Source organism: Endozoicomonas sp. 4G, assembly GCF_023822025.1.
In the GTDB taxonomy this organism is placed as follows: domain Bacteria; phylum Pseudomonadota; class Gammaproteobacteria; order Pseudomonadales; family Endozoicomonadaceae; genus Endozoicomonas_A.
Genome location: NZ_CP082909.1, coordinates 5,849,964 through 5,870,966, shown reverse-complemented (window position 1 = coordinate 5,870,966; position 21,003 = coordinate 5,849,964). Strand labels below are relative to the sequence as shown.

20 protein-coding genes are annotated in these 21,003 nt (G+C 48.9%); 6 read left to right on the top strand and 14 right to left on the bottom strand.

Annotated elements, in window-relative coordinates; translation table 11 throughout:
- Window positions 1-46 precede the first annotated feature (46 nt).
- Entirely contained in the window at window positions 47-1,063 is a 1,017-nt protein-coding gene (gene ilvC / locus K7B67_RS23315) for a ketol-acid reductoisomerase (protein WP_252178233.1), read from the bottom strand.
- A 177-nt stretch (window positions 1,064-1,240) separates the two neighbouring features.
- Here ilvC and ilvY point away from each other — a divergent pair, with 177 nt between their 5' ends.
- Window positions 1,241-2,104, top strand: a complete 864-nt coding sequence (gene ilvY / locus K7B67_RS23310; RefSeq protein WP_252178232.1) for an HTH-type transcriptional activator IlvY — start codon at window positions 1,241-1,243, stop codon at window positions 2,102-2,104.
- A gap of 30 nt (window positions 2,105-2,134) precedes the next feature.
- Here ilvY and K7B67_RS23305 read toward each other — a convergent pair whose 3' ends face one another.
- From K7B67_RS23305 to K7B67_RS23295, 3 genes are all read right to left on the bottom strand, one after another.
- On the bottom strand, window positions 2,135-2,953 hold the full coding sequence (locus K7B67_RS23305; RefSeq protein ID WP_252178231.1) for a hypothetical protein: 819 nt from the start codon (window positions 2,951-2,953) through the stop codon (window positions 2,135-2,137).
- A 483-nt stretch (window positions 2,954-3,436) separates the two neighbouring features.
- Window positions 3,437-3,928 (bottom strand): acetolactate synthase small subunit, encoded by a 492-nt coding sequence (ilvN, locus tag K7B67_RS23300; RefSeq protein WP_252178230.1) that lies wholly within the window; start codon window positions 3,926-3,928, stop codon window positions 3,437-3,439.
- Window positions 3,928-5,646, bottom strand: coding sequence for an acetolactate synthase 3 large subunit (locus tag K7B67_RS23295; protein WP_252178229.1), 1,719 nt, complete (start codon window positions 5,644-5,646; stop codon window positions 3,928-3,930). Before K7B67_RS23295 ends, ilvN begins: the two co-directional genes overlap by 1 nt.
- Before the next feature lie 223 nt (window positions 5,647-5,869).
- Here K7B67_RS23295 and K7B67_RS23290 point away from each other — a divergent pair, with 223 nt between their 5' ends.
- A complete protein-coding gene (locus tag K7B67_RS23290; RefSeq protein WP_252178228.1) occupies window positions 5,870-6,289 on the top strand; it encodes a DUF4124 domain-containing protein in 420 nt (139 codons plus the stop codon).
- Between the two features lie 225 nt (window positions 6,290-6,514).
- Here K7B67_RS23290 and K7B67_RS23285 read toward each other — a convergent pair whose 3' ends face one another.
- The 3 genes from K7B67_RS23285 to K7B67_RS23275 all read right to left on the bottom strand — a co-directional run bounded on the left by K7B67_RS23285 (window position 6,515) and on the right by K7B67_RS23275 (window position 10,039).
- Complete coding sequence (locus K7B67_RS23285; RefSeq protein ID WP_252178227.1) at window positions 6,515-8,596, bottom strand: TonB-dependent receptor; 2,082 nt, start codon at window positions 8,594-8,596, stop codon at window positions 6,515-6,517.
- Window positions 8,597-8,641: 45 nt separating this feature from the next.
- The gene (locus K7B67_RS23280) at window positions 8,642-9,493 is read right to left on the bottom strand and encodes an ABC transporter substrate-binding protein (RefSeq protein WP_252178226.1); all 852 of its coding nucleotides are present in this window, start codon (window positions 9,491-9,493) and stop codon (window positions 8,642-8,644) included.
- Window positions 9,494-9,727: 234 nt separating this feature from the next.
- Window positions 9,728-10,039 carry a YqcC family protein gene (locus K7B67_RS23275; RefSeq protein WP_252178225.1) on the bottom strand — a complete coding sequence of 104 codons (312 nt, stop codon included), beginning with the start codon at window positions 10,037-10,039 and terminating at the stop codon, window positions 9,728-9,730.
- A 261-nt stretch (window positions 10,040-10,300) separates the two neighbouring features.
- On the opposite strand from K7B67_RS23275, the gene K7B67_RS23270 reads away from it, so the two are divergent.
- On the top strand, window positions 10,301-12,250 hold the full coding sequence (locus tag K7B67_RS23270; RefSeq protein ID WP_252178224.1) for an endonuclease/exonuclease/phosphatase family protein: 1,950 nt from the start codon (window positions 10,301-10,303) through the stop codon (window positions 12,248-12,250).
- Between the two features lie 148 nt (window positions 12,251-12,398).
- On the opposite strand, the gene K7B67_RS23265 is transcribed toward K7B67_RS23270, so the two are convergent.
- The 4 genes from K7B67_RS23265 to mrcB all read right to left on the bottom strand — a co-directional run bounded on the left by K7B67_RS23265 (window position 12,399) and on the right by mrcB (window position 16,004).
- Window positions 12,399-12,803, bottom strand: coding sequence for a type II toxin-antitoxin system YafO family toxin (locus tag K7B67_RS23265; RefSeq protein WP_252178223.1), 405 nt, complete (start codon window positions 12,801-12,803; stop codon window positions 12,399-12,401).
- 62 nt (window positions 12,804-12,865) lie between these two features.
- Window positions 12,866-13,180, bottom strand: a complete 315-nt coding sequence (locus K7B67_RS23260; RefSeq protein WP_252178222.1) for a hypothetical protein — start codon at window positions 13,178-13,180, stop codon at window positions 12,866-12,868.
- 134 nt (window positions 13,181-13,314) lie between these two features.
- Window positions 13,315-13,617, bottom strand: a complete 303-nt coding sequence (locus K7B67_RS23255) for a tetratricopeptide repeat protein (protein ID WP_252178221.1) — start codon at window positions 13,615-13,617, stop codon at window positions 13,315-13,317.
- A gap of 116 nt (window positions 13,618-13,733) precedes the next feature.
- Entirely contained in the window at window positions 13,734-16,004 is a 2,271-nt protein-coding gene (gene mrcB, locus K7B67_RS23250) for a penicillin-binding protein 1B (protein ID WP_252178220.1), read from the bottom strand.
- Window positions 16,005-16,269: 265 nt separating this feature from the next.
- Here mrcB and K7B67_RS23245 point away from each other — a divergent pair, with 265 nt between their 5' ends.
- Window positions 16,270-16,923, top strand: a complete 654-nt coding sequence (locus K7B67_RS23245) for an AAA family ATPase (protein ID WP_252180636.1) — start codon at window positions 16,270-16,272, stop codon at window positions 16,921-16,923.
- Window positions 16,924-17,068: 145 nt separating this feature from the next.
- Window positions 17,069-17,329 (top strand): TfoX/Sxy family protein, encoded by a 261-nt coding sequence (locus K7B67_RS23240; RefSeq protein WP_252178219.1) that lies wholly within the window; start codon window positions 17,069-17,071, stop codon window positions 17,327-17,329.
- Between the two features lie 5 nt (window positions 17,330-17,334).
- Here K7B67_RS23240 and moeB read toward each other — a convergent pair whose 3' ends face one another.
- The 3 genes from moeB to K7B67_RS23225 all read right to left on the bottom strand — a co-directional run bounded on the left by moeB (window position 17,335) and on the right by K7B67_RS23225 (window position 19,222).
- Window positions 17,335-18,093 carry a molybdopterin-synthase adenylyltransferase MoeB gene (gene moeB, locus K7B67_RS23235; RefSeq protein WP_252178218.1) on the bottom strand — a complete coding sequence of 253 codons (759 nt, stop codon included), beginning with the start codon at window positions 18,091-18,093 and terminating at the stop codon, window positions 17,335-17,337.
- Between the two features lie 9 nt (window positions 18,094-18,102).
- Window positions 18,103-18,495 carry a glycine cleavage system protein GcvH gene (gcvH, locus tag K7B67_RS23230; protein WP_252178217.1) on the bottom strand — a complete coding sequence of 131 codons (393 nt, stop codon included), beginning with the start codon at window positions 18,493-18,495 and terminating at the stop codon, window positions 18,103-18,105.
- Between the two features lie 268 nt (window positions 18,496-18,763).
- A complete protein-coding gene (locus K7B67_RS23225) occupies window positions 18,764-19,222 on the bottom strand; it encodes a YHS domain-containing (seleno)protein (protein WP_346658243.1) in 459 nt (152 codons plus the stop codon).
- A 303-nt stretch (window positions 19,223-19,525) separates the two neighbouring features.
- Here K7B67_RS23225 and K7B67_RS23220 point away from each other — a divergent pair, with 303 nt between their 5' ends.
- The gene (locus K7B67_RS23220; protein ID WP_252178216.1) at window positions 19,526-20,911 is read left to right on the top strand and encodes a S8 family peptidase; all 1,386 of its coding nucleotides are present in this window, start codon (window positions 19,526-19,528) and stop codon (window positions 20,909-20,911) included.
- The last annotated feature ends 92 nt before the right edge of the window (window positions 20,912-21,003 follow it).

Sequence of the window (21,003 nt, the reverse complement as noted above, 5' to 3'; positions counted from 1 at the left end):
AAAAAAGGTGCACAAGGCACCTTTATTTGGTCGTTTGTTTTAACAATCAGTTCTTTTCTTTATCAACCAGCTGATTGGCGGTGATCCAGGGCATCATTTCACGCAGCTTGGCACCCGTTTTTTCGATTGGATGAGCTGCGTTGTTACGACGATAGGCTGTCATGGACGGATAGTTCATTGCGCCTTCTGTGATGAACTTCTTGGCGTACTCTCCGTTCTGGATGTCCTTCAGAGCTTCACGCATGGCTTTACGAGACTCATCATTGATGACCTTCGGGCCGGTTACATACTCACCATACTCAGCGTTGTTGGAGATGGAGTAGTTCATGTTGGCGATTCCGCCTTCGTACATCAGATCGACAATCAGCTTCAGTTCATGCAGACACTCGAAGTAAGCCATTTCAGGGGCATAACCGGCTTCGGTCAGGGTTTCGAAACCCGCTTTAACCAGTTCCACGGCACCACCACAAAGTACGGCCTGTTCACCAAACAGATCGGTTTCGGTTTCATCTTTAAACGTCGTTTCGATAATACCGGTACGACCACCACCGACACCCGCAGCATAAGACAGGGCCAGCTCTTTCGCCTTCCCGGAGGCATCCTGATAAATTGCCACCAGATCAGGAATGCCGCCACCTTTAACAAACTCAGAACGTACCGTGTGACCCGGAGCTTTAGGGGCAATCATAATGACATCCAGGTCAGCACGGGGAACAATCTGGTTGTAATGAATAGAGAAACCGTGAGCGAATGCCAGGGTTGCACCCTGCTTCAGGTTAGGCTCGATCTCACTCTTGTACAGCTGAGACTGGAATTCATCTGGAGTCAGAATCATAACGACGTCAGCCTGGGCGACCGCAGAAGGTACGTCCAGTACTCTGAGACCAGCAGATTCTGCTTTAACAACAGAAGCGGAATGCTGACGCAGACCAATGGTGACATCTACCCCGGAGTCCTTCAGATTATTGGCATGAGCATGTCCCTGGGAACCGTAGCCAATGATGGAAACTTTCTTGTCACGGATGATGGCAAGATCACAGTCTTTGTCGTAATACACTTTCATGACGAACTCCTGAGTAAAGCGCCCCGGATTATTGATTTTTGTCCGGGCTGAAAACGTTGATTCGGAGAGTAAAGCAGGCAGCTTGTTTCGTAAAATGATATATTTGCAATATAATATTTCATAATACGAAACACCCATAAGCAAAAATCAAGAGCGCAAAAATCAAGGGCGACCATTATGGATTTGAAACCACTGAGGCATTTCCTGAGTCTGGCTGAAACACTCCACTTCGGTCGCGCCAGCGCAACCTGTCATATCAGCCCATCGACCCTGAGCCGTAGCATTCAGCACCTGGAAGAGAGGCTGGGAGTCTGCCTGTTCGAAAGAGACAATCGCAGTGTCAGCCTCACAACGGAGGGTATTAAGTTTGAGAAATATGCCCGGGAAACTCTGATTCAGTGGTCAGCTATTTGCAGCGAGTTGATGGCCGAATCCAGAGAGCTGAAAGGTGAGATCAGTGTTTATTGCTCGGTAACTGCCAGTTACAGCTTTCTTTATGACATTCTCAAGCGCTTCCGCCAGCGCTATCCCAGTATTGAAATCAAACTTCATACCGGCGACCCTGACTCAGCCATCCATCGGATCTCCTCTGGAAAAGAGGATATCGCCATTTCTGCCCGCCCGGATCATTTGTCCTCAGAGATTCAGTTTCGCAGTATCGGACTTTCACCTCTGGTCTTCATAGGCCCTGCTTCGGGAGACATTGACCCCCCTGAGACCCTTGCAGAGTGGCGCAGAACACCCATGATCCTGCCAGAAAAAGGCATTGGCCGACAGCGGGTTGACCGCTGGTTTTCAACCAAGGGCATCAAGCCGAAAATATACGCCCAGGTAGCGGGTAATGAAGCCATTGTCAGTATGGTCAGCCTTGGGTTTGGGATTGGCGTAGTGCCCCGGATTGTGATGGATAACAGTCCACTGTCTGATAAAGTCAAGATTCTGAACATCACCCCCTGGCTGGCAGCTTATGATGTAGGCTTGTGTGTACTGGACAAAAAACTGAAAAGCCCGTTGATTCGGGCTTTCTGGGATCTGCTGTAGACGTTGACATCCTTTACTTGAGCGTATGAATTAGTTCTCCAGATCAAAAGCTTTGGCCAGATCCAGCTCAAATTGATAGTTTCTTGTTTCCTTCAACACCACTTTATTTCTGGATAACCAGGGTGCCCCCAAGTGCCAGACTACAGCGGTCTCCCCACGATTAAATATAAGAAATTGCCGTCCTGTATCAGAGTGACTCAACAGGTAAGGTGTCACCTGCTCGGCACATCCGGAAAAGTTTTTGAAACGACATCCACCGGCAACCGGATCACAGGGGGTGTGTTCTGACCAGAAAAGCTTACGATGCTCTGGCAGGAAGATGCCATTCAGCCACGGCCTCCAACGGATTCTCTTCAGCTGATAACCGGGTCGATCCGTTACCACAATTAATTCCCGATCAGGGCCGTTATAAAGTGAATCGAACCTGCGAAAGTCATAATTAGCATTAAACAAATAAGCCACTTTGCTATGCAAATAACCATCGTTCACGTCACTGGGTGTCGATTTGCTCGCCCCCTCCTTTTGTGCTCGCCAATCAGGTACCAGAACCACCGGAATTGACTTATTGTAGTGACTGGCAAAGTAAGAATGCCAGACAATAAAATGGTCCAGCCAGTCCTGACAGAGCACCCGGTTGTCAAGGTAATCATCTATGGACTTATGGAATGCTTTAATACTTCTGCTTCCGGTATGAATGGCTTCGCAGTTGCTTGCGATCAGGGACGAATAATGCCGAAAATCAGCAGGCAAGCTTTTTATTCTGGTCTGAGTGAGGTTCTTCCAGCGCTGGTAATCCTTTCCAAGATTACTGAACAGACTCGTCAGTCTCTGCTCCGTCACTGCTGTCATTCCACTCCTCCAGTATTCTACTTCAGACAACTTAACGAACTCTGGACTGTTTGAATCATCGATCAGTTTACTGGTAACAATCCAACGGTTAATTTGATAATTCGCCACACCTGAAAATAATGGATGATAAGGAAACCTGGTAAATATCTGTCTTTTACTGGCATGAAAGATAAATTCGTCTTCCAATAACGAATAGTACGATATCCCCACTGTCACGCCTGCCAGAACAGCCAGACCTGCAATTGTATCTTTATAAACTTTTATCCCGGCCTGTAAATGAGTAGGTACAGAAAGTACAAAAAAAACGGTAAGCACTTTTAAAATGCTCTGCCGTAAAATCGGGTGTCTTGCCATCGATATGTCCAATGCGTGATTTATAACGCAAGACAGTATAGATAGCTTTAGAGTCGCTGCTTTTAAAAGAATATACCCCTCCGGTCAGAGCCGGAGAGATATCAACAAGAAAGGAGTAAATCAGAAGCGTTACAAACCCAAAACTTTCTCGCCACGGGCAATACCGGTAACACCACTACGAGCCACTTCCAGCACCTGGGCCTGACCAATAGCGGCAATAAAACCATCCAGTTTGTCGTGGGTGCCGGTCAGCTGAATAGTGTAAACCGAGCTGGTGACATCCACTATCTGCCCCCTGAAGATATCCGCTGTGCGCTTCACTTCAGCTCTCAGCGGACCGCTTGCACGAACCTTGATCAGCATCAGCTCACGTTCAACATGATGACCTTCGGTCAAATCCACCAGCTTAACGACATCAATCAGCTTGTGCAGCTGTTTGGTGATCTGCTCAATGACCTGGGGGTTACCAAAAGTAGTCACCGTCAGACGGGACAGCGTTGTGTCTTCTGTAGGTGCAACGGTCAGGGTTTCAATGTTGTAGTTACGCTGGGAAAACAGCCCGACAATACGTGACAGGGCACCTGGTTCATTTTCTACCAGTACCGAGATAATCCGTCTCATCAGGTCCTCTCCGTCTTGCTGAGCCATAGGTCACACATACTGCCATCCTTGATTTGCATCGGATAGACATGTTCGTTGGGGTCCACCTGGATATCCATAAAGACCAGACGATCTTTCAGGGAGAAGGCTTCTTCCATCGCAGGCAGCAGCTCCTCCGGACGATTGACTCTCATACCCACATGACCGTAAGACTCCGCCAGTTTAACGAAGTCTGGCAGAGACTCCATGTAGGAGTGTGAGTAACGGCTGTCGTACTGCATATCCTGCCACTGTCGTACCATACCCAGCGCCTGGTTATTGATGTTGATCACCTTCAGGTGCAAGTCGTATTGCAGGCAGGTGGACAGTTCCTGAATATTCATCTGGATACTGCCTTCACCGGTCACACAGGCCACCTGTTCTTCAGGGAAGGACAGTTTGATACCCATGGCCGCTGGCAGGCCATAGCCCATGGTGCCAAGACCACCGGAGCTGATCCAGCGATTCGGTTTGTTAAAACGATAATGCTGGGCCGCAAACATCTGATGCTGACCTACGTCGGTGGTTACAAAGGCATCACCCTTGGTCACCTGATAAAGAGACTCAATGACCTGCTGGGGTTTGAGAATGCCATTCCCTTTTTCATAAGAGAACAGGCCGCCGTCTCGCCAGGAATCAATGCTGGCCCACCATTCGGCCATGGCCATATCGTCCTGGGAACCCTGGTATTCGTTCAGCTGACAAAGCAGGCTTTCCAGAACCGTATCGACCGGACCCACGATGGGAATATCCGCTGCAACGTTCTTGGAAATACTGGCCGGGTCAATGTCGATATGGATGATTTTGGCGTCCGGACAAAACTTTTCCGTGTTGTTGGTCACCCGGTCATCAAAACGGACACCCACCGCCAGAATCAGGTCGGAGTGATGCATGGTTTTGTTGGCGCAATAGCTGCCATGCATGCCCAGCATCCCAACAAATTGGCGATCAGACCCCGGAAAACAACCCAGACCGTTCAACGTATTGGTAACAGGTGCGTTCAGCTTTCTGGCCACATCTGTCAGACGCTGGGAAGCCTTACCCAGAACCACGCCACCACCGGCATAGATCACCGGTCTGCGAGCCTTCATCAGCAGATCAACCGCTTTGCGAATCTGCCCGTTGTGGCCTTTGGCAGGCGGATTGTAGGAACGGATTTTGACCTTTTCCGGATACTTGTATGGGTATTTCCTGCTCAGGTCGGTGATATCCTTGGGAATATCAACCACCACCGGACCGGGCCGCCCGGTCTGGGCGATATGAAACGCCTTACGAATAACCTCTGGAATATCTTCTGCTTTCTTCACCAGGAAACTGTGTTTAACGATAGGTCTGGAAATACCCACCATATCCACTTCCTGAAACATATCCGTGCCGATAAAGCCCGATGGCACCTGACCTGAAATCACCACCATGGGAATAGAATCCATGTAGGCAGTAGCAATACCGGTAATGGTATTGGTAGCCCCAGGCCCTGACGTCACCAGCGCCACTCCGGGCTTACCCGTAGCCCGCGCATAGCCATCGGCCATATGGGTCGCCGCCTGTTCGTGGCGTACCAGAATATGGGTGACCGCTTTTTGTCTGAAGATCGCATCGTAGACGTGCAACAGGGCACCACCGGGATACCCGTAAATGTACTCTACCCCTTCGTCAGCCAATGAACGGACTACCATGTCCGCGCCGGATAAAAGCTCCACGTATGCTCACCCTCGGCAGTACTAATTTTTAGAAATGAACCGGCTTGATATACAACCCCCCGAAGTCACCCGGCTGGGCGGCGTCGGAAGGCCACATTCTTTACCTTCACTGAAGCGGAGTCAATAGCCTGACGAAGCAGAATCGCGGAAATTGCGTACATTTAGAGTAATGACTGCAAACAATCATAAAGCTAACAATCAATAAACGCGAAGGACAATCGCTATGAAAGTAACACAAGCCTTGGTTATTCTGATCGTGGCAGTTTGCCTCAATCTTCCCGTTCAGGCCGATAAAGTTTTCAAATGGGTGGATGAAAACGGCACGGCCCATTACTCATCGAAACCACCACTGGTAAACGTTGATACTGAGATTATTATGACGCCCGACGAGCACGCAGAGCAGCCTGAAGACCTACTCCCCTCTGTTGACTCTGAACCCACTTCTGAAGACCCTTCCCAGCCCGCCCCGGATCCCGAGATTCTGGCTTTCTGTGAGAGGCTGTCGGCCAACCTTAAAACACTCAACAGTGATGATCAGGTACGTCTGAACAAAGCCGATGGCAGCTTTGAAATACTGGACGATGAAGGCCGGGAAAAGGAGAAAGAGAGAATCCGTCAGCAAATGAAGCAGTTTTGTCTTTAAACAAAGCAAGCTAACCCGGATATTTCATAAACTGCCCCGAATCTCGCGCAGGACTTTGTCGCTCTAAGGGATTTTGCGAGGGAGCGCCGTACCGGGGAGTACGGTCGACTGAGCAAAACTCCCTTAGAGCGGCAAAGGACAAGCGAGATCGGGAGCACGTTTATGAAATATCCGGGCTAAGGTAGGAGAAAACGTCAAATGTCTTCTCCCACCTTTTACTGAGGGTTAGAATGAATATTTCGCAGACAGCCAGTAACGACGACCGTCTTCTACATACTGATAGACATCGTCATTGTCCACCTCGTAGTTCACTTCATCCGTCAGGTTGTAAACCGCTGCTGAAAGCACCAGATCTTTGTTCACCTGCCAGCTGGCACCCAGATCGACATTAAAACTGTCACCGGTGGTCTCATCACCCATACCGGGGACTCCGCCAAGACTGATGGCCTGGAGTTCTTTACCACGATAGTTGCCCTTGATGTAAGCCGACACCTTTTTGGTTGCCTGCCAGTTGAGGCCGAGATCAGCCTGATGCATCGGCGTATTGATCAGGGCGCCACCGTCCAGAGAGGCTAAAGACAGACCATAGATGTTCTGACCATCAGTATCCATATTTGAGTCTGAGTAGGTGTAGCTGGCCAGTGCGTTTAAGCGAGGAGACAGTTCCCAGTTACCGGCTAACTCTACGCCCCGAATTCTGGCTTCCTTAATGTTGAAATAGACACTGATCGGGTTACCATCGGGACCCAAATCACCATCAGGTTCAGGATCATCATCAATGTTAGGCCCAAAATCGCCATCACCGTTAACATCCAGAGGCTGTGAGCCGGTGTTGCTGATTTTGTTTTCATAGCGGTTATCAAAGAGAGTCAGGCTGCCCTTGAAATCATCGCCGTTGTCATAGTTGAAGGACAGCTCTGTGCTAACGCTGGTTTCCGGCTCCAGGTTCGGATTACCCCAGGTGGTGGATCCACCCTTCTGAGGCTTACCAAACTCAGGACTGATTTCTTGCAGATTTGGTGAACGGAAGCCAGTTGAAACCCCACCTTTAATCACCCACTTATCGGTCGCTGTCCAGACGCCGTAGAGTCTGGGGCTGAAGTTATCACCATAAATAGAGTTGTGATTGTATCTTAAACCGGCTGTCGTATTCAGACGCTCCAGCATCTGCCAGCTGTCTTCAACAAAAATGGCGCTGTGTACGACGGAGTCTGACACTCTTCCTTTGACTTGAGTGTCACCTTGCTGAATAGTCTGGTCGCCTATCGACTGGCTTTCCTTGCGTACTTCTGCGCCTGCGGTCAGCGTATGTTTCTCGTAAGGCATCACCAGCTGACCGTTCAGACCCAGATTCTCAAGCGTCGGGGTGAAACTGTCGGTCGGTGACTCCAGTTTTGCCTCATCATAGGCAAGGGTTAACTTGGAATCTGCCCAGTCCCAGTACCCTTCGTGGGTCACAGCCAGGTTGTAGCGTTCGTAGTTATTGATCCTGTCTTCGTCCTTGGTGGAGCTTTTTCCTGCCCTGGCATGGTAGTCATCTTCACTGGCACCGAGATTGAAAACCAGTAATTGATTGTCCGTTAACTGGTAATCCAAATCCGCATTAATACTGTTATTGTCGTTTTCCTGAAAGCCCCCTTTGAACTCATCTTCCTGTCTCTGGTTAAAAGCACCATAAACCTTCAGGCCGAGTTTGTTTTCCAACAAAGGCCCTGACATATAAAACGTCTGCTGACTTATATTACCTGACTCAGATGATTCCTGAAGCGTGGCATTAGCTCCGATACTACCACTCCACTTCGCATCAGAAGGCCGGGTGATAATATTGATGACGCCACCCATGGCATCACTGCCGTACAGAGAGGACATAGGGCCTTTGACGACTTCAATACGCTCAACAGCATCCAGCGGCGGCAACCAACTGTACTCGACCGTGTTACCTCCTTTCTGATTGAGTATCCGGGTACTGTTTACCCGACGACCATCAATCAAAATCAGGGTACTGTCACCTTCCAGTCCCCGAATGGAGATATCACCGCCTGGCCCTCCGTCCAGATTCACCCCCGGTACTTGGGAAATAGCATCACGGACATCCCGGTAAGGCTTGTTTTCAAGCTGTTCCCTGGTCACAACACTGATACTGGCAGGGGCTTCATCAACACTTTCTTCAAAGCCACTGGCGGTCACCACTACTTCATTGAGCAGTGTGGCATCGTCGTTCACTTCCTGGGCGGCAACCGCATTGGAAACAGCAACCCCCAAAACAGTGAGAGCCAGGCCACTGCTTACTGCATTTTTTAGAGACATTAACTTTTTTCCTTGAATAGGCTGTATTAACATTTTTTTGTTTTGTTAAGAAGACTGGATATCTGATAGTTTGCCAGCCAGCTCAATGACCGCTTCACCACTGGCAACACTGCCATTCTTCAAGCCGTTATGTGGCAGAATGATCAGTTGCTTATTTTTACCGGCAGGTGTTGCCATAAGGCCGGGGATTTTTTGCCAGATTCCCTGCTCGCCACCCAGGGCAGCAAGCTCTTTGTCAGAAACGATCACCGCCTCTGGCGCCAGGGCAATCAGCCCCTCCTGGGTCACCGAGCTGTAGGAATAAAATACCGAGAGATCAGCCAGGTTCTTACCCCCTGCGGCATTGATGACTTCATGGGCTGGCGTATACCGTCCGGCGATGGCCGTTTGACCGCTGTTACCAGCACCTGAACTGGATATGTGAATCACACCGACAGCATCACCGGAGCTTTGTTCAGCTATTTTTTCTGCCTCTGCATACTGTGCATCAAGGCTTTCAATCAGTGCTTGTCCTCTTTCGGGGACACCAAAGATTTCAGCTACTTTTCTGATTTTTTCTGACGCAGAAAGCGTTCTGTCGATATGAAATGTGCTCAGACCTGCCGTTTTCGATTGATCCATCATTGTCTTGTCCCGGGTGACGTGTCCTCCCAGGATGGCATCGGGATGCATGGTAAGAATGCTTTCAATGCTGATGGCTGACTTGTATCGATACGCTTGCGGATACTGGCCTTCAAAAGAGAGGTCGTCTGGAATCATCAGCAGCTGCCCGTCCAGATCCAGAGCCTGCAAAACTTCAACAATACCCGCATCCAGTACTACCAGACGGGGGTTATCTTTTGTAATCGTCTCAATTTTTTCAGACGACGATGTACTTGCACCAGCAACTGGAATCACACTGCTGCCCAATACCAGAAAACTCAGGAGACCTACCCAGTTTCTGAAGCTACGTTGCAACCGTCCCGACATGAACTTTTCTACCTGTAAAATCAAGAACACGAATGATAATGATTATCAAATCATTTTTAAAGTTAATTTCTTTAGCAATTTAATTTAATTTGCTAATACCCGGCATTTGATTTGCTTATTCTGGGGCTCAATAGCCAGACCGATTAAAAGCGGTAATCGCAATCAATTCATCAATTGATCAAAACGCTCCACCAGCACCAACAGCTGAGTGGCTTCTATTTTCTCAACCATCAGTGCTTCTTCAGCATAAGGCTTAATGTTCGCACCTTTTGGCAGGTCAGCCCCCTGATCAAGAATCGCATGAACCCGGGGAATAAATAGCCATTGCAGCCACTGGGTGAAACCCATGGTATCCATGCAAAAAGGAGTGGTACTGGCCAGTGCCTGCGGTGAAGGAGGTATAGTCTGCCAGCACTCCAGTCTTTTTAACTCGGCTTCCAGAGCTGTTAATAGCTCTCTGACTTCTGTGCTCATGATGCGCCTCATGAAGTTCAATTTTCATCATTGTATCCCAATGACAAGACTGGGATTATCCGTGCTTTCCAGTCTGGTGAACTCCGTACAAGATGCAGTAACTACCCGCTTAAGTCTTGTTCAGGTACCTACCTGTTAAGGTCTGTCATATTTTGAAATAAATACGACATCTTAATGAAACAGGAAGGCACTATTATTTTGCCGTCTTCTAACCACCTCCATAATTTTTCATCGATTAATCTCAATAAGAACAGGTAATTTATGCGAGTACGTTCAAGATCTGGTATCTCACTGTTGTTAGTCATCGGCTTACTGGCAGGGTGTGACGATAACAGTTCATCCGACCTTTCTTCCCAATCTGATAAGCAAGTGAGTTCGATTTCAGCTGAAGATGTTGGTAATGCCAGCTTGCTGGTATCAATGGATTTTGACAATGATCCTACGGGGCCAAAACTGAACCCCGAAAATGTTGGTAATAAATACCCGGCAACTGTCACACTGAACAGCAATAACACTCATTTCGAAAACAGTAATGCCATCCACAAGTTATCGAACGACGAAAGCATTCTGATCAGTGACATCAATCTTTCTGAGTATCGAACCCTATCATTCCGAATCAAACTGGAGGAAGAACAGCCCGAAGCTTACAGCAGCATTGTTGACGGCGGTCACTTTGGTGGGCGATCCAGAGAGCCTGTCCTTGTTCTCAATCCCGAAGGCGAACTGGAGCTCTGGCGCAAATGGTTTGGTTCATCAACCCCCAACAATGATCAGCCCGTCAAGCTTCTGGGTGGCATTAAACCACCAAAAGAGACCTGGCTGAGTATTAGCCTGACCAATAATCATGAAGGCTCAGCTGTTTATATTAACGGAGAGAAGGTAGCGGAAGGGCAGTCTATTAATCTGGCCAGCAATCAACTGAGTTTTGGTGCAGGATTAGTCGCAGACCACCAACCTCTGCAGTCAGCTAATTTCTTTATTGACGATATCAGAATCTATTCGGGTGTTTTAACAGAGCCTTACATCGCCCAGCTATCCCAATACCAGAACTTGGAAAACCAGAAGACTCTACCTGCCTATAGCCCATCTCCTTCACATCAGATCAAGAATGTTCCATTTGATAGCCTGACTTTAAAGTGGCAACACGGGGATGAATTCAAAAACAACAATAGCTTTTACAGGATAGAAATAGCTGCGGATAAAGACTTTAAGCAGGTTATCAACGAGTTCTCAACAGCAGAAAACAGCATCAATATCGGCAGTTTGCAGCCTGGACAGGATTACTTCTGGCGAGTAAACGTTTTCGATGGCACATCAACCCTTCAGGGGCCCGTCTGGCACTTTTCTACAGCACAGGAGAGAGACAGTTCCATACTGCCAGAACACATTACCGTTATGGCATATAACATCTGGCACGCAGGCTCACAAGCCAGCCCTGAGCTGGGTCAGGAATATATCTATGAACAAGTCATCAACGAAAATGTAGATGTTCTGTTGATGCAAGAATCCTACGGCTATCAGGAGGCACTGGCCCAGCGCCTGGGGTTTTATATCAAGACAGCTGCTTCGAACAATAATCTGGCGGTATTAAGCCGCTACCCGATTATTTCTGATCTGGTGCAATGCGACAGTGGTCTTTGTGGTGTCAGACTGGCGATGCCTGAGAATCGTGAAATGGATGTTTATTCGGTTTGGCTCACCTCCAGTTCCGATATTGTCAATTCAACCGCAGATCCCAGTTACACTAATGAAAGACTGATAGAATTGGATCAGGGCAGAGCCGCTACACTATCCACCTACATGACCAAGGCTTTGAAAGAAACGGATAACCAGTATCGACCTGTCATCATCGGTGGTGATCTAAATACCTTCTCACACCTGGACTTTACTGAAGAGACTAATTATTACGATCGCGGGGCGATGAGCTGGCCGACCTTGCTGGCCGCTGAAGACCATGGCTTTATAGACAGCTACCGGGAAGTAAAGCCTGACTCTGTCGTCAACACCTGTAAAACCTGGACGCCTTATTTCAAAGGTAACCCTGCACAGGGCCGTATCGATTTTATTTTGTACAAAGGTGACCAGCTTACCCCATCTGACAGTTATTGCCTTATGTCAAACGGCCACCCCGTATTGCACCCGTCCGATCACGGTGCAGTTATCACCCGCTTTGATGTTCAGGAAGCTGAATGGCCTGAAGTGAGTCAGTAAATTATCCAAGCCCACCCAGAAAGCTCTGAATCTGTCGTCTAAGGCCTGATGCCGGCCCCAGACCCAGACTCAGAGCCCTGCCCGCCAACTCACGGGTCTGACCGTACTGTACTGCCCCTGTTCTTTCCTGGTATTTACCAAGGATCTGTTAGAATTTCTCACGAAAGCTTTCAGCGATCCTTTCAAGCCCCTGCATAAGACCGATATCTCTGTCGGTTCCTTCTACCTTGTGAGGGTGTTTAAAGTCCCAATGCTTAATGATGGCAATCAGTAAGTAGTTGCTGGAGCTGAAGAAACCCGGGCTGTAAACCAGTACATAACCACTTTTCCGACGAAACTGAATCAGTCTCAAAGGAAACCCGCTCTCTTTGAAGTGGATATGCTGTAATTCAAGACAAGAACGATGGTGTGTGAAGTTGTAAGGAGCATCCCGACCAAAGGTAACAGGTAATCCTTTTCCTTCTTTGTAGGCTCTGAAGTCATAGACCAGAGAAGAGGTTTTCTGTTCGCCCAGTGAATCTTTAAGGTCTTTGTGCGTAAAGATTCTGACCACTTAATCTACCTCTTATTTTTTGATTTGCCTTACTCTTTCTTTGGTGGAATATGAACATTTTTTCACTGCCATTCTTCGAACTCTCCGGCATCACCTTTTTTTATTTTGGTAGCCATTTCATCTGAAACCTTATCCATATCAAGACCTTCACCAGTAAAATGGGCAGGTATGCTTTTCAGCTCAGTGGTGCCACGCTGAGCATACTCACAAAAAGCAATCATTTCCTCAAACATCTCTGCCGGAACAGCATAGAACTGTATTTCATTGTTTGAGGAGACAGCAATAGCATCACCTTGCGCCTCACTTATTGCAGCACTGGGGTTTGACTTGAATTTACTGATGGGGGTGGTGTAACCACACAAAACTCTTTGCAGCATGGCAAATCTCCATTAAATCAAATTATGAGCCGAGTATAGCTCTATATATAGCCCTCAACCAATGCTGACTAACACCCTAACCTCCGCAAAGCTACAGTGAAATTTAATAAAAAACAGAATACGCCTGAGGCTGTTTAACTGAGTGAAGTCAAAAAGCGTCTAATCTGTCGCTCCAGTCCATGATCAGGACCCAGGCTCAGAGCCCTGTCTGCCAGCTCGCGGGCCTGGTCATACTGTCCCTGCGCTTTCCTGAGTTGTGCCATCAGGTAATAAACAGACGAATCGGTTGGACTGATTCTCATGGCTCTGGACAGAGCGCTTGCAGCGCTGTTCAGGTCGTTTTCTGCCATGGCATTCCATGCCTGATCCAACAAAGTACCGACCGCATCCGTTCGGCTTGCGTAAGGGGAAGCGGTTTCTGAAATGGAGGTCGGCATATACGTCACATGGCTTATGCTGGAACACCCTGTTATAAGGACTGCAAAAATCAGGGGGATTAATCGTTTCACTTTTTTCACGTTCTTTTTCACGCTCTTTTTTACGCTATGGACCTTTATTCAAACCATGACTTTATAGAATCAAACAACGTTTTGGCGGGCTCACTCACGGTTTCACTACATCCCTGATAGTCAACGGGTTCTGAACCCTTGATATAAGGAATTTGCACCGCTCCCGCGCAACGCTTCCCTGTTCTCACATTGTCTGCTGGTCTGGCCCACACATACTCAACCTGTTCACTGTTCAAAGGCTGCACCGATTTGATAGGCACCTGTTGCATAAAACGTGTCCAGACTCTGAGGGCGCCACTACTGCCCGTCAGGCTGGTGGGGCTGTTGTCGTCATTGCCCAGCCAGGTCACTGCCATCAAATTGCCAGTAAAGCCAGCAAACCAGCTGTCCCTTAAGTCATTGGTGGTACCACTCTTTCCTGCTAACTGAATACTCTGACTGATACTCCAGTAAGCACGACGCCCGGTACCTTCTCTCATGACCTGACCCATGGCATGTCGCAACAGTTCCATGGGAGCTGAGTCGAATGCTCTCTCAACCGAAAGACTGTAACGCTTCAAGGGTTTACCACGGGCATCCACTACCGCATCAATGGCCCGCAATGGCATTTTGAAACCACCGCTGGCGATGGTTTGATACATGGCTGCAACATCCATAGGGGAAAGGGTTGCTGCCCCTAACATCACGGCGGGATAGGGAGGCAGTTTTTCTTCAATCCCCAAACGCTCAATAGTCTTCAGGACATTATCCAGCCCCAAAGCCATGCCGGTTTGAATGGCTGCCTGATTGTAGGACTTGGCCAGCGCCTCCGCCAAAGGCACCATACCTCTGGACTTGCCATCGTAATTGGCAGGCTCCCAAAGTCCTCCCTGACCGTCGTCTACCTGAATAGGAGAATCCTTGACAGGTGTCGTTAAGGTGTATCGTGCAGGTTGCTCCAGCGCTGTCAGATAGATTGCTGGCTTTAACAATGAACCCACGGGGCGTCGTGCATCCAGAGCCCGGTTAAAACCGACATAACCCGGATTTTTGTCGCCTACTACCGCCAGAAGATCACCGGTCTGGGCGGAGGTCACCACCATGGCACCCTGCAGATCAGGGTTGCCTTTCTCAAGCTGATCCACCGTTTCGGTCATACTGGCCTGGGCAAAACGCTGGATAATGGGGTCCATATTGGTGAAGATTCTCAGGCCTTCCGAGGTGAGGTCTCGCTCATCGTAATCTTCTTTGAGCTGCTTCTTCACCATATCAATGTACGCAGGATAAGCACTGGTATTGAGCTGTTCCCGGGTTACCACCCCCAGTGGTAGTTTTTTCGATCGCTCTGCTTCAGAACGAGGCACAACACCTTCGTCGGCCATCACATCGAGCACCAGGTTTCTGCGCTCTTTTGCTCTTTCAGGAAAACGTCTCGGATCGTAATACGAGGGACCCTTCACCAGCCCCACCAACAGGGCAACGCGGGCAAGGCTCAATTCCTGGATAGGCTGGGCAAAATAGAAATGACTGGCCAGACCAAAGCCGTGGATAGCCCGTCGGCCATGTTGTCCCAGGTACACTTCGTTCAGGTAAGTTTCCAGAATTTCATCTTTGGAATAATGAAAGTCCAGCAGCACCGACATAATCGCTTCATTTATTTTGCGGGTAAGAGTTCGGTCATTGCTCAGATAAAAGTTTTTTACCAGCTGCTGAGTCAGCGTGCTCCCACCCTGCACGACGGATCCCGCTCTCAGGTTAACCAGAAATGCCCTGGCTATGGCGCTCGGTGATATTCCCCAGTGCTCGTAGAAGTTCTTGTCTTCTATCGCTAACAGGGCCTTGGTCAAATATTTTGGTGCCTGAGACTCACGAATAAGAATGCGATCCTCATAGGTTGAGGGATAAATGCCTCCAATCGGTTGCGGGTCCAACCTCAGCAATGGAATCGCTTCGGCTCCCTTACCTTTCAGACTGACCACTTCGTTGCCAGAAAAGACAACACTGGCATAACGGGAAGGTTCGGCGCCATCGGGAAAATGAAAACCCCGGCTGTAAATAGTGAAGCGATTCCCCGAGCGGGCAAAGGTGCCGGGGCGTTTGACCTCTCTGACAGCCTGATAACCCTGACGGCGAAGTTGAGCCTGAAGCTCATCCGGGTTGAGCAGCTGCCCCTGGTAGAGTTCCAGCGGACGAGCATAAACCTGGGCAGGAATCGCCCATTTCTTGCCTTCAAACTTTTGAGTGACAACCGCGTCCAGATAAACCGAGTAGGCGGCAAGTAAAATCAGACCGACGATTCCCAGCTTTACCAGAACCGGCAACCAGCGCCTGAACACCCCTGTCTTTCGGGCTCTTTTTTTACGTCTCGGCGACGGTTTGCCCCGGGACGGTTTTTTTCTATTTGTGACCATGGTGCGGGATTATACTCGATAGTTTTCCGCAATAGCTCTATGGTTTGCCGTGTTTTTACTTCTGAAAAACATTACTTCCGCTTATGATGTTTACCGCAATCCCCGTGGTTAAATCGTCTTTTTTGCAGCTGCACTCAAGCTCTCTGCCTATACTCAGTGACCATTCTCAACCTCTGAGTACGCCACAGTGATGCACCCGTTTCTAAAAGAGAACAGGCTGGAAACCCCAGGCTCAAAGAGACAAAATCGCCAGTATGCCGATCTGACTGGCAGCTGCCGCCAGCCTGATAACCCTTTTCTTGTGGTGATGCAGGGACTGTCGGGGTCCGGAAAAACAACAGCAGGTCGAGAGCTGGTGAAACATACCCACTGCATCATGCTGAGCACAGATATTGAGCGGAAAAGATTATTTGGCCTTAAGCCAGAAGCATCGAGCCATGAAGCAGGGCTGGATATTTACACACAGGAAGCCACCCAAAAAACGTATTTGAAGATTCAGCAAACCGCTCGTTTTCTGTTAAGTCAGGGTATTTCTGTGGTTATTGATGGGGCTTCTCTCAAGCTTCAGGAAAGAACACTTTGCTGCCAGCCTGCCATGGAACTTCAATGCCCCTTTTTTATTGTCAAATGCACGGCACCCGATGCAGTTCTTAAACGCCGAATTATTAAACGTCAACTCAACAACACTGACGCTTCTGAAGCAACGGTGGATCTGATTGTGCAACAACATCGGTGGGAGGAACCGCTATCGGATCAGGAAAAAAAACGTACCATCGTGCTGGATACAACCCGTGAGCACTGGTGCAAAAAACTGCTAACAGACCTGACGGCTCAATTGAATTGATCTATTTTTCTTTCTTTGGCTGCCCTTTTCTGGGCAGTTGCATAGACTCGTCTATCATTAAACTCATTAAAAGAAATTTCCTTCTGACATTCAGAAATATCAATCACCCCCTTCAAGGACGCTTGGGACGATTTGGAAAACCGGTATGGCAACTGACCTGATCGAATTAAAAAATCTGGGTAAAACTTCAGTGCAGTGGCTCAACGCTGTGGGTATTCGAACACTTGATCAACTTCATGAAGTAGGCGCGGTAGCAGCTTACTGTAAAGTCAGAGACAGAGGCTTTAAAGTATCCAAAGTACTGCTCTATGCGATGGAAGGCGCTTTAATAGGCGCTCACTGGAATGAACTGGACAGCGAACACAAACAACGCCTGCTTAGTGAAGTGAAAAACTATCAGGGCTGAATTTCTCAGCCCTTTTTCTCTCCCTCACCACACACTGGACAATCCGGATCCGCCGCCAATTGAAGGCTCTGCCACTCCATGGTGGTCGCATCGAACATCAACAGTCTGCCATTCAGCGTCTTGCCTGCTCCCGTTAATAACTTGATGGCTTCCAGCGCCTGCATGGTACCGATGGTTCCTACCACGGGTCCCAGAATGCCTGATTCGGAACAACTGAGCTCTTCAGCCACGGCTTCTGAATAAAGGCAACGATAACAGGGCGCGTTGTCCTGCCAGCGATCAAACACCGTTAACTGACCATTAAGGCGGATGGCTGCGCCCGTAACCAGTGGTACTCCCGCACAGACGCTGCAACGATTCACCATGAAACGACTGTCAAAGTTATCGGTAGCATCCAGAACCAGGTCGCTGTTTTCCAGCAGACTCAACAATTCCGGCTCTTTAAGCTTTTTAGGGATGGGATCTACTGCAATGCCGGGGTTCATGGCGCTGATTCTTGCCGCCGCAGCATGAACTTTAAATTGCCCGATGTCGTCGGTAGAAAAGGCGATCTGTCTTTGCAGGTTAGTGGTATCCACCACATCCGGGTCAATAAGGGTTAACCTTCCGACGCCAGCTGCCGCAAGATACATGGCTGCCGGACAACCCAGCCCGCCCATACCCACGATCACAATGTGGGCGTTGAGCAGGCGCTCCTGTCCTTCAATATCGATCTGAGGCAAAAGTATTTGTCGGCTGTAGCGCAGCAGCTGGTCATCATTCATTTTGAAAGGTCAAGCTTCGGACTCGACAAATTCTGCGTAGGCTTCAGCGTCCATCAGTTCGCCCAGCTGGCCTTCGTCGGTGATTTTGACTTTGAAGAACCAACCTTCATCATAAGGTGCGCCGTTCACTGTTTCAGGCGCTTCTTCCAGCGCTTCGTTCACTGCAACCACTTCACCAGAGATCGGAGCATAGAGGTCAGAAGCAGCTTTTACGGACTCAACCACACCCGCTTCATCGTCAGCAGCCAGAATGGAACCCACTTCAGGCAGCTCAACGAAAACTACATCACCCAGAGCTTCCTGGGCGTGGTCGGTAATACCGATGGTGGCAGTACCGTCTTCTTCGATTCGGATCCACTCATGGGAACGCACATAACGCAGTTCGGATGGAATGCTACTCATCGAAAATTCCTCTGGTCACTTAACGATTTCATTCTTTTCTGCACTGACAGCACCGCACAAGCAGGCTGTACTGGTATCAGGACTGGCATTCTAACCAGAATCCCTAACTTCGCCAATGTTTCGTTCAAGACCCGTGCATTGTATTGACATGACTCAGGTTTGAGGGCCTGCACAAAGCGTCGTCCACTTCGACAGACTGAATCAATCAGAGATATTGAGAGCTACTTAAGAAATGAGCGGGATACCAGAACCCCGCCAGAAGCTTGCATTAGTGAGCGATCATTTTTGGCCAGTTGGTGTCACCCAGCCTGATAAAACCCGGTATATCCTTCAGCCACTTTTCCTGAATCCCTGCGTCGTAATTGAGATACAGTTTGTTATCTACAATTTGCCAGTAATTCGGATCACCCGGTGCTCTTTGCTTTTTCTCAGCGACAGCCCAGGCACAATAACCTCCGTATTGAGGCCGATATTTGTCAGGCGCCTTCTTAAACATCTCCAAGTGTTTTTCTGAAGAGAAGTACCATTCAACACCCAGGTACTTGTACTTGAATCGGGCATTACCTTTAACGGCTTTTCCTTCCGTAAAGTAAGCCACCGTATCATAACCACTGACGGCTTTATTACTGAACCAGCCGGTATAAAGGTTCTTGGCAGCAAAGGCATTGCTACTGAACAATAACATCAGGGCTAATAGAGTGCGGATCATTCTGGTAGATGGTTTCAATGTCCTGGCCTCCCTGCGGACAATGATTCCAAGAGTGTTCGATACTGACAAAAAAGAACTCGACAGACTGCCCTGAGAGAACTTCAGAAACCCCGAATATGAGCTGTCTGGCTGCTGGAATCGTTCACTTCAAGTATATAGTAATTTTCGCCATTCATTAGAGAACTAAATCGAATAGCAATGGGCTATAAAAAAACAGTCCGGGCAGTACGAGACCTATTCAAAGATGCCGTGTCGCCTTGCTTAACTTCAACCATACTGATTTAAGTCACACCAATAAGAACCAGAGGTAAGGATATCTCCATGAAAGCAAGGACTGCTTTATTACTCACTTGTCTTGGGTTTATTCCCATGACGGCCACGACCCAGGAAACAGACAGTAAAACCGCTCCCCGTCAGGTCACCGACCGCATCATTGTCAAGTACCACCCCAAGCCCACCGAGGGCAATGCCATGGCATTTATCAAACAGGGAGTCAGTTATGGCTCCTTTGGTGTGGCTGCGGGCAAGGACAAAGACATTCTTGAGATTGGCAGCAGCCTGAACATTAATGACGTTCAGATCCTGGCAGATGGCCTTGAAGACGACCCTCAAATTGCCTTTGCTGAACCTGACTACATTATGCAAATCATGCGCGTGCCCAATGATTCACGCTACAACGAGCAATGGCATTATTTTGAATCGACAGCAGGCAGTAACCTGCCAGCGGCCTGGAATATTACAACGGGCAACAATGTTGTTGTCGGCGTGATCGATACTGGTATCGTCTATCACAAGGATCTGGATGGGAATATTGTGTCAGGCTATGACTTCATATCACAGTCATGGATGGCCAATGACGGTGATGGCCGTGACAGCAATGCCACCGATTCAGGCGATGCAATCACTACCGCCGGAGCCTGTGGTTCTGCCAATGGAAAACCCGTGCCATCGTCGCCTACCGAAAGCAGCTGGCACGGTACCCATGTTTCCGGCACCATCGCCGCAGAATCGAACAATGGCTCTGGCGTAGCGGGTGTCGCCTGGAATGCCAAAGTTATGCCTTTGCGTGCCTTGGGGCGATGTGGCGGTTACACCTCGGATATTATTGATGCCATGCGCTGGGCAGCCGGGCTGGATGTTTATGGCATGACTCGCAATAACAACCCGGTAAAAGTCATTAATATGAGTCTGGGCGGTTATTCCTATGGCTGTCCCCGGAGTTATCAAAGTGCCATTAATGAAGTGGTTGCTGCCGGAGTGACCGTCGTTGTCGCAGCGGGTAATGGCAGCACCAGAGCGACTTATGCCACTCCAGCCAACTGTGAGAATGTGATCACGGTGGGCTCTGTTAACCGGAGCGGCAACCGTAGCTGGTATTCCAATTTTGGCCGTCATGTGGATATTTCAGCGCCCGGTGGAGAGACCCGTTATTATCAGGATGGCGTCCTTTCTACTGCCAATGCTGGCACCACCTCTGCCACTCAGGATAATTACGAGTATCATCAGGGTACCAGCATGGCAGCCCCTCACGTTGCCGGTGTTGCTGCACTTATCTACTCCATCAATCCTCAGATCACCCCGGCCAGAGTGGAAGAAATCATCAAACTCAATGCCCGTCCCTTTTCAGGCGGTTCCTGTAATACTCGCCTTTGTGGTGCCGGTATTCTGGATGCCGGGGCTGCTGTTTTGGATGCCAGGGACGAATAAATTTTCAAGTCTCTCTAAGTCAGCTAGGTTTTAAAGAAGACCTTTTCGTTTTTGAATCGTCAACTTCAGCAGTGTTGGGATTTAATCAAGAT

What these genes read in the sequence shown, in the direction of transcription:
- ilvC (WP_252178233.1), bottom strand. Translation starts at nt 1,063, where the DNA reads ATGAAAGTGTATTACGACAAAGACTGTGATCTTGCCATCATCCGTGAC.
- ilvY (WP_252178232.1), top strand. Translation starts at nt 1,241, where the DNA reads ATGGATTTGAAACCACTGAGGCATTTCCTGAGTCTGGCTGAAACACTC.
- K7B67_RS23305 (WP_252178231.1), bottom strand. Translation starts at nt 2,953, where the DNA reads ATGACAGCAGTGACGGAGCAGAGACTGACGAGTCTGTTCAGTAATCTT.
- ilvN (WP_252178230.1), bottom strand. Translation starts at nt 3,928, where the DNA reads ATGAGACGGATTATCTCGGTACTGGTAGAAAATGAACCAGGTGCCCTG.
- K7B67_RS23290 (WP_252178228.1), top strand. Translation starts at nt 5,870, where the DNA reads ATGAAAGTAACACAAGCCTTGGTTATTCTGATCGTGGCAGTTTGCCTC.
- K7B67_RS23285 (WP_252178227.1), bottom strand. Translation starts at nt 8,596, where the DNA reads ATGTCTCTAAAAAATGCAGTAAGCAGTGGCCTGGCTCTCACTGTTTTG.
- K7B67_RS23275 (WP_252178225.1), bottom strand. Translation starts at nt 10,039, where the DNA reads ATGAGCACAGAAGTCAGAGAGCTATTAACAGCTCTGGAAGCCGAGTTA.
- K7B67_RS23270 (WP_252178224.1), top strand. Translation starts at nt 10,301, where the DNA reads ATGCGAGTACGTTCAAGATCTGGTATCTCACTGTTGTTAGTCATCGGC.
- K7B67_RS23260 (WP_252178222.1), bottom strand. Translation starts at nt 13,180, where the DNA reads ATGCTGCAAAGAGTTTTGTGTGGTTACACCACCCCCATCAGTAAATTC.
- K7B67_RS23255 (WP_252178221.1), bottom strand. Translation starts at nt 13,617, where the DNA reads ATGCCGACCTCCATTTCAGAAACCGCTTCCCCTTACGCAAGCCGAACG.
- K7B67_RS23245 (WP_252180636.1), top strand. Translation starts at nt 16,270, where the DNA reads ATGCACCCGTTTCTAAAAGAGAACAGGCTGGAAACCCCAGGCTCAAAG.
- K7B67_RS23240 (WP_252178219.1), top strand. Translation starts at nt 17,069, where the DNA reads ATGGCAACTGACCTGATCGAATTAAAAAATCTGGGTAAAACTTCAGTG.
- moeB (WP_252178218.1), bottom strand. Translation starts at nt 18,093, where the DNA reads ATGAATGATGACCAGCTGCTGCGCTACAGCCGACAAATACTTTTGCCT.
- gcvH (WP_252178217.1), bottom strand. Translation starts at nt 18,495, where the DNA reads ATGAGTAGCATTCCATCCGAACTGCGTTATGTGCGTTCCCATGAGTGG.
- K7B67_RS23220 (WP_252178216.1), top strand. Translation starts at nt 19,526, where the DNA reads ATGAAAGCAAGGACTGCTTTATTACTCACTTGTCTTGGGTTTATTCCC.